The sequence below is a fragment of the Ancylomarina sp. genome, from assembly GCF_041555295.1.
Taxonomy (GTDB): Bacteria; Bacteroidota; Bacteroidia; order Bacteroidales; family Marinifilaceae; genus Ancylomarina.
On sequence record NZ_JBFFKR010000202.1, the window covers coordinates 1 to 6,213 of the forward strand.

General features: G+C 35.4%; 8 protein-coding genes. 7 read left to right on the plus strand and 1 reads right to left on the minus strand.

Going from position 1 to position 6,213, the window contains the following annotated elements; genetic code table 11:
- Window positions 1-45: 45 nt before the first annotated feature.
- Both ABY905_RS12715 and ABY905_RS12720 read left to right on the plus strand, forming a co-directional pair.
- The gene (locus ABY905_RS12715; protein WP_372644453.1) at window positions 46-771 is read left to right on the plus strand and encodes a sulfite exporter TauE/SafE family protein; all 726 of its coding nucleotides are present in this window, start codon (window positions 46-48) and stop codon (window positions 769-771) included.
- Window positions 772-896: 125 nt separating this feature from the next.
- Window positions 897-1,160 (plus strand): SEC-C metal-binding domain-containing protein, encoded by a 264-nt coding sequence (locus tag ABY905_RS12720; protein WP_372644455.1) that lies wholly within the window; start codon window positions 897-899, stop codon window positions 1,158-1,160.
- Between the two features lie 53 nt (window positions 1,161-1,213).
- Here the strand turns inward: ABY905_RS12720 and ABY905_RS12725 are convergent, their stop codons facing one another.
- Window positions 1,214-1,645, minus strand: a complete 432-nt coding sequence (locus tag ABY905_RS12725) for a cytochrome c (RefSeq protein ID WP_372644457.1) — start codon at window positions 1,643-1,645, stop codon at window positions 1,214-1,216.
- Window positions 1,646-1,965: 320 nt separating this feature from the next.
- Between ABY905_RS12725 and ABY905_RS12730 the strand changes: the two genes are divergently transcribed.
- Genes ABY905_RS12730 through coxB form a run of 5 tightly spaced genes read left to right on the plus strand, consistent with a single transcriptional unit; the run spans window position 1,966 to window position 6,200 of the window.
- Entirely contained in the window at window positions 1,966-2,736 is a 771-nt protein-coding gene (locus tag ABY905_RS12730) for an SCO family protein (RefSeq protein WP_372644459.1), read from the plus strand.
- Between the two features lie 3 nt (window positions 2,737-2,739).
- Entirely contained in the window at window positions 2,740-4,350 is a 1,611-nt protein-coding gene (locus tag ABY905_RS12735) for a cbb3-type cytochrome c oxidase subunit I (protein ID WP_372644461.1), read from the plus strand.
- Entirely contained in the window at window positions 4,343-4,957 is a 615-nt protein-coding gene (locus ABY905_RS12740) for a cytochrome c oxidase subunit 3 family protein (protein WP_372644463.1), read from the plus strand. The genes ABY905_RS12735 and ABY905_RS12740 overlap by 8 nt, the downstream gene beginning before the upstream one ends.
- Before the next feature lie 10 nt (window positions 4,958-4,967).
- Window positions 4,968-5,255 carry a cytochrome C oxidase subunit IV family protein gene (locus tag ABY905_RS12745; RefSeq protein ID WP_372644465.1) on the plus strand — a complete coding sequence of 96 codons (288 nt, stop codon included), beginning with the start codon at window positions 4,968-4,970 and terminating at the stop codon, window positions 5,253-5,255.
- 3 nt (window positions 5,256-5,258) lie between these two features.
- Window positions 5,259-6,200, plus strand: coding sequence for a cytochrome c oxidase subunit II (gene coxB / locus ABY905_RS12750; RefSeq protein WP_372644467.1), 942 nt, complete (start codon window positions 5,259-5,261; stop codon window positions 6,198-6,200).
- The last annotated feature ends 13 nt before the right edge of the window (window positions 6,201-6,213 follow it).

A 6,213-nucleotide genomic window follows, 5' to 3' on the forward strand; every position in this document is an offset into this window, starting at 1 on the left:
ATTTATTTGTCAAAGTAATATTTCGAATAATAAAAATATAAAGAAATGATCTTTTTATCCGCTCTAACTCTAGGCCTTTTAGGTAGTTTTCACTGTGTGGGAATGTGTGGTCCAATTGCTTTGGCAATTCCACTAAAAACAAATTCGTGGTTGCAGCGAATTTTAGGAGGACTCATTTATAATTTTGGTCGTGCAGTTACTTATGCCATTATGGGCGCAGTTTTTGGTCTATTAGGTCAAGGTCTTGTAATGAGTGGCTTTCAGCAGTGGGTTTCTATTATTATGGGAGCTATCATGATCATTTCCGTACTAGCACCTTCTTTATATAAAAATAGGTTCGATACCGAAAAATCTGTCTTTGGTTTTGTCGGAAAGCTCAAGATGTCCTTGAGAAAATTATTTACACAAAGTAGTCATACTTCTCTTTTTTTAATTGGATTATTAAATGGCTTATTGCCATGTGGCTTGGTTTATTTTGCCATTGCAGGAGCTATTGCAACAGGTTCTTTTTTTAGTGGTAGTTTATTCATGTTTATTTTCGGTTTGGGTACGATTCCAATGCTATTAGCCGTTTCTTTAATCGGAAATATGATAACACTTGAGTTAAGAAAGAAGCTAACTCGTGTTATTCCTTACGCCATTGTTTTCATAGGAGTTTTATTCATTTTACGAGGACTAAGTCTTGGAATTCCATATTTGAGCCCACCAGAGAAAGCGATGACTGTTCCGGATCAACAGGCTGAAGAAATTAAGCCTTCTTGTTGTCATTGAGCAAGTGTTTTACTGGATGAAAAATGAGTTAAAATAATAGATCCGAATTTAGCTCATTTTTTTTATTGATTTCTTAAAGATTACTGTTAACTTAAAGAAATCATTTAACCCAACAATCCGTGCTTATGAACTTATTAGATCCCATTTTAAATCTTTTCCGTTCAGATACAGAAGATTTTTACTACGTCAAATTCGAACGTAACGAGAAGTGTTATTGTAACAGTGGCAAGAAGTACAAAATCTGTCATTATCCCCGACACTCAAAGTCGAGTAGGCGTGCCGTTCGAAAGATTAATTCATTAACAGGAGAAGAAACTTTTAAAGTTTTATCTATTAAAAGAATTAGAAAAGATCATGAATTATTTAAAGCGACAGTTATACATGAATAGTTAACTGAAAGACAAATAATACAATAGAAAAGATAGGTTGGAGAGATTCTGATCTATTCTTTTTCTTTTATATTTTTTATCGTTTCAATATTAATACGACCGTATTGATTTCCCCATGAGTTTAAAATGTAGTTAAATACCAAGCTGAGATCTTTATCATTAAGACCTGACGCAGGCATATAGCCGTTATATTTTTCTCTATTTACTTTTATCTTCTTTCCACTACCATACTTTACTATTCTAATGGCATCTTCCAACTTATCCTCTAAGAAATCTGACTTAGCCAATGGCGGATAGACTCGAATTAATCCTTCTCCATTTTTTCGGTGACATGTCATGCATTTAGCTCTATAAATTTGACTGCCTTTTTCTAATTCAGTCTTTGGAATTACTCCTTTGATTGTAAGGTTTTTATTGTTCGAATCTGTACAAGATAAAGATACAAGTAGAAATAAAACGATAATTATAATATGGGTTTGTCTCATTGTTTTTATTCTAAAAATAGAAGCATTTTTTTTTATTTCAAAGTTAGCACACGACTTCTTATGGTATCTAGAATTCTTGATTTTACTTATTCATATCCATAATTGGTTTGGTTAAGCCCTTTTTTGAAATAAATAGGTTACAATTTCTATTTCAAGTTAAGATCTGTACTTCGCATTTTATGTGGTGTTTATATTTATTTTATGTCTTGTTGTATAAGTAGTTGCGATTTATGTTTTAGCTGCAAGTATTATTTATTATATTTAAAGGTGTTCAGTTTTATCTCGATTATCTCACAGTATTAATACAAGGAGGAGTTCAAATGAAATTATCACTTTTTTTATTTTTAGCATGTTTTCTGCAGATGCAGATTTTGTTTAGTCAGGATGTTGACGTTGGAATAATTGAACACCTTGATGAATTTGTCCCATCGGATATTCAGGTAATGAATGAGGATGGTAAAATTGTCAATCTTAAGGACCAAATTGATAAACCAACGGCATTGATTTTTGTTTATTTCCGATGCCCAGGAATATGTAGTCCTCTAATGGATGGGTTGGCTGATGTGATCCAGAAGTCTGATATGAATCTTGCTGAAGACTATCAAGTACTCACCATAGGTTTCGATCCCCGAGAAACGATCGATCTGGCAATAAAAAAGAAAAAAAACTACCAAGGACTTATCACCAATAAGAACACTAAGGAAGGCTGGCTATTTTTCACATCTGATAGTGCTAATATTGCAAGAGTTACTGACGCTCTTGGTTTTAAGTATATTAAGTCCGGGAATGATTTTACACATGCGGCCACTGTCATCATCTTAAGCCCCGAAGGAAAGATTACCAGATACTTAAATGGAACCTATTTTTTACCCTTTGAATTCAAATTAGCGATACTTGAAGCTTCTAAAGGTCTTTCTGGACCAACAATAAACAAGATTCTTCAGTTCTGTTATTCCTATGATCCTGTGGGACAAAGCTATGTTTTGAATGTTACTAGAGTGAGTGGAACCTTGATATTGGCTCTCGGATTAATTGTATTCCTATTACTAATCATTCGCAAACCACGAAGAAGACACTACCCTAAGAATTAAACTATGATAGAAACACTGACTCAGGATTCTAACCCCAGTTTCCTAGAATACAAAGGTAGATTTAAAGGCCTAATGGGCTGGATCTTTTCTACCGATCACAAACGAATTGGACTCTTGTATTTATATAGTATGTTAGTCTTTTTCTCAATAGCAGCCATTCTTGGTTTAATGATGAAATTGGAGCTTATGGCTCCTGGTAAAACCATTATGGGAGCACAAACCTATAATAGCTTTTTTACTCTTCACGGTATTACCATGATTTTTCTGATTGTTGTTCCTGGCTTACCAGCTGTTTTTGGTAATTTTTTCCTCCCAATTATGATTGGAGCAAAAGATGTTGCGTTCCCTAGACTTAATCTTATTTCATGGTGGATTTATATTGTAGGCGCTTTGATTGCCTTATCAGCCCAATTCTTTGGCGATGGACCTCCTGATACGGGGTGGACCTTTTATGCACCATATAGTTTCAGAACAGGCACTAATATGCTACCCGCCGTTACAGGAGCTTTTGTTTTAGGTTTTTCATCTATCGTTACGGGTATCAATTTTATTGTAACCATGCACCGTATGCGTGCTCCTGGAATGAATTGGATGAAAATGCCACTCTTCCCTTGGGCTTTATATGGAACAGCCTGGATTCAAGTTCTAGCAACGCCTATCGTTGGTGTTACTTTATTAATGGTGGTATTAGAAAGAACACTTCACATTGGTTTCTTCGATCCAGCGCTAGGCGGTGATCCAATTTTATATCAACACCTATTTTGGATATACTCTCATCCTGCGGTGTATATCATGATACTTCCTGCGATGGGAGTGATTTCTGAAATAATTCCAACCTTCGCGCGAAAGACCATATTTGGATATACGGCTATTGTCATTTCAACATTAGCTATTGCTTTTGTGGGCTATTTTGTGTGGGGACATCATATGTTTACTTCTGGTATGAGTGGGGTTGCACTTTATACATTTTCTATTTTAACTTTTCTTGTTGCCATACCAAGTGCGATTAAAATTTTCAACTGGATAGCTACCCTTCATAAAGCATCTATCAACATACAAACCCCTTTTTTATGGGCCTTATGTTTTTTGTTTGTGTTTATGATTGGTGGTTTATCGGGTATGGTTTTAGGTGCACTTTCAGCAAATGTACATTTACACGATACAGCTTTCGTTGTGGCCCACTTTCATTATATAGTTTTTGGAGGAACTGGTTTCGCTTTCTTTGGAGCTCTGCATTATTGGTACCCTAAAATGTTTGGTCGTATGTACGATAAGTCATGGGCAAATATTGGATTAGCTATTTTCTTTACAGGTTTTAATACGCTTTACCTGCCAATGTTTTATTTAGGAATGACAGGTATGCCTCGTCGTTATTACGACTATGTTGATAAATTTCATGGTCCCAATATCATTTCCTCCTTCGGTGCCATGCTCATGATAGTAGGTTTGATCATTATTATTACAAATCTGGTTAGATCAACTCGTCACGGGCATATAGCCGAGAAGGATCCTTGGAAAGGTAAAACTCTCGAGTGGACTGTTGCAAGCCCGCCAAGTCTTGAAAACTTTGATGAAATTCCTACTGTAACCGATCACCCTTACAATTATGACTAATCACACCCACATTGATGAACATAGAGATGACGAAGGTGCTAAAACGGGAATGTGGATTTTTATTTTCACAGAACTCTTGCTTTTTGGTGGACTTTTTATTGTCTATTCGGTATACCGTTATCTAAACCCTATGGCTTTTCATTTAGCTGCCGAAGAGCTGGATGTTTTCATTGGAACTGCAAATACAGTTATCCTTTTAGTGAGCAGTATGACAATTGCTATGGCCATCACATCCATTCAGTTGAAAAATAAACGACTCACTCTAATCCTAATGGGTGTCACGGTCTTATTAGCTATCATCTTTATGGTGAACAAATATTTTGAGTGGACTGGTAAAATCTCACATGGTATTTTTCCTGGTAGCGAGATTCTGCATCAAAGCAGTCAAGGCGAAATTCTATTTTTCGGATTGTATTATGCCATGACGGGCTTACATGCACTTCATATTATTGTTGGAGTTTGCTTTATTGGCTACGTTATGTGGTTAGTTAAAACAGATGAAGTCAAACATGATGACTATGTGATTTTAGAGAATAGCGCCTTGTATTGGCATTTGGTCGATCTAATTTGGATCTTCTTATTCCCATTATTTTACCTCATTACTTAAAATTGGAATTATGGATAATGGTCAACATACCCACATTGTAAAGTACAGTACCTTTATTTGGGTCCTTTTAATTTTATTGATTTTCACTTTTAGTTCTGTTGCAATTACGCAACTCGAATTGGGAGTTTATTCAGTGACTGCTGCTTTAGTTTTTGCATCAATTAAATCGATTATTGTACTGATGTACTTTATGCATCTTAAGTTTGATAAGAAGTTTTATGCCATTATGATGGCAGGAATTGTTCTCTTATTAGTCTCTGTAATTTTCGTTACGTTTTTAGATTATTTATACCGATAGCTTATGTTTTCAAAAGAAATGGCTGACGCGTCCAATTTTGTAGAAGGAGTTGATACTTCATTTATGGTTATATTCGGAATAATCTCTTTTTTCCTTATTGGGATTACTGCGACTATGATTTATTTTGTTTTTAGATATAGAAAATCAAGACATCCTAAGGCAGTACAAATTCATGGTAATAATACGCTTGAAATCATTTGGACTCTAATACCAACTTTGCTGGTATTGGTCATGTTTTATTATGGATGGATGGGCTATAAACCAATGAAAGAAGTGCCTGATGATGCCTTTACAATTAAGAGTGTTGGCCGCATGTGGAATTGGCAATTTCAGTACGAGAATGGTAAGAAAACGGATACCTTATACGTACCAATAGATCGTGCAGTAAAGCTCGACCTTGTTGCTTTAGATGTTTTACACAGCCTCTACATACCTGCATTTCGTCTCAAACAGGATATTGTTCCTGGAAAAGAGCAATTTATGTGGTTTGTTGCTGGGCGTGAAGGTAACTTTGATTTGTTCTGTACAGAATATTGTGGTTTGTCACATTCTTCAATGACGACCTCTGTGGTTGTTATGACTGAAGAAAAGTTTGATAAGTGGTATATTGATACGACTACTGTTGCGCCTATTATTTCAGATAAGCCTGGAGCACTAGGATTACGAATTGTAAAAAAGAATGGCTGCTTGGCTTGTCATTCACTGGATGGATCTAAAATTGTCGGTCCAAGTTGGAAAGGCTTGTATGGAACTCAAGAGACAGTTGTGACAGATGGAGTAGAACGACAGTTAACTGTTGACAGTGCCTATGTTTTAAACTCTATTTATAATCCGAACGATGATATCGTAAAGGGCTTTAAGAAAGGGCTTATGCTATCTTATAAAAATGAACTAAAAGAAGAGGATATTAAAGAAATTATTGAATTTATGAAGACACTAAAATAGATTTTTCAATAGG

Excerpts from the sequence above, each read along its gene's own strand:
- ABY905_RS12745 (WP_372644465.1), top strand. The coding sequence starts at position 4,968 with ATGGATAATGGTCAACATACCCACATTGTAAAGTACAGTACCTTTATT.
- ABY905_RS12720 (WP_372644455.1), top strand. The coding sequence starts at position 897 with ATGAACTTATTAGATCCCATTTTAAATCTTTTCCGTTCAGATACAGAA.
- ABY905_RS12735 (WP_372644461.1), top strand. The coding sequence starts at position 2,740 with ATGATAGAAACACTGACTCAGGATTCTAACCCCAGTTTCCTAGAATAC.
- ABY905_RS12725 (WP_372644457.1), bottom strand. The coding sequence starts at position 1,645 with ATGAGACAAACCCATATTATAATTATCGTTTTATTTCTACTTGTATCT.
- coxB (WP_372644467.1), top strand. The coding sequence starts at position 5,259 with ATGTTTTCAAAAGAAATGGCTGACGCGTCCAATTTTGTAGAAGGAGTT.
- ABY905_RS12715 (WP_372644453.1), top strand. The coding sequence starts at position 46 with ATGATCTTTTTATCCGCTCTAACTCTAGGCCTTTTAGGTAGTTTTCAC.
- ABY905_RS12740 (WP_372644463.1), top strand. The coding sequence starts at position 4,343 with ATGACTAATCACACCCACATTGATGAACATAGAGATGACGAAGGTGCT.
- ABY905_RS12730 (WP_372644459.1), top strand. The coding sequence starts at position 1,966 with ATGAAATTATCACTTTTTTTATTTTTAGCATGTTTTCTGCAGATGCAG.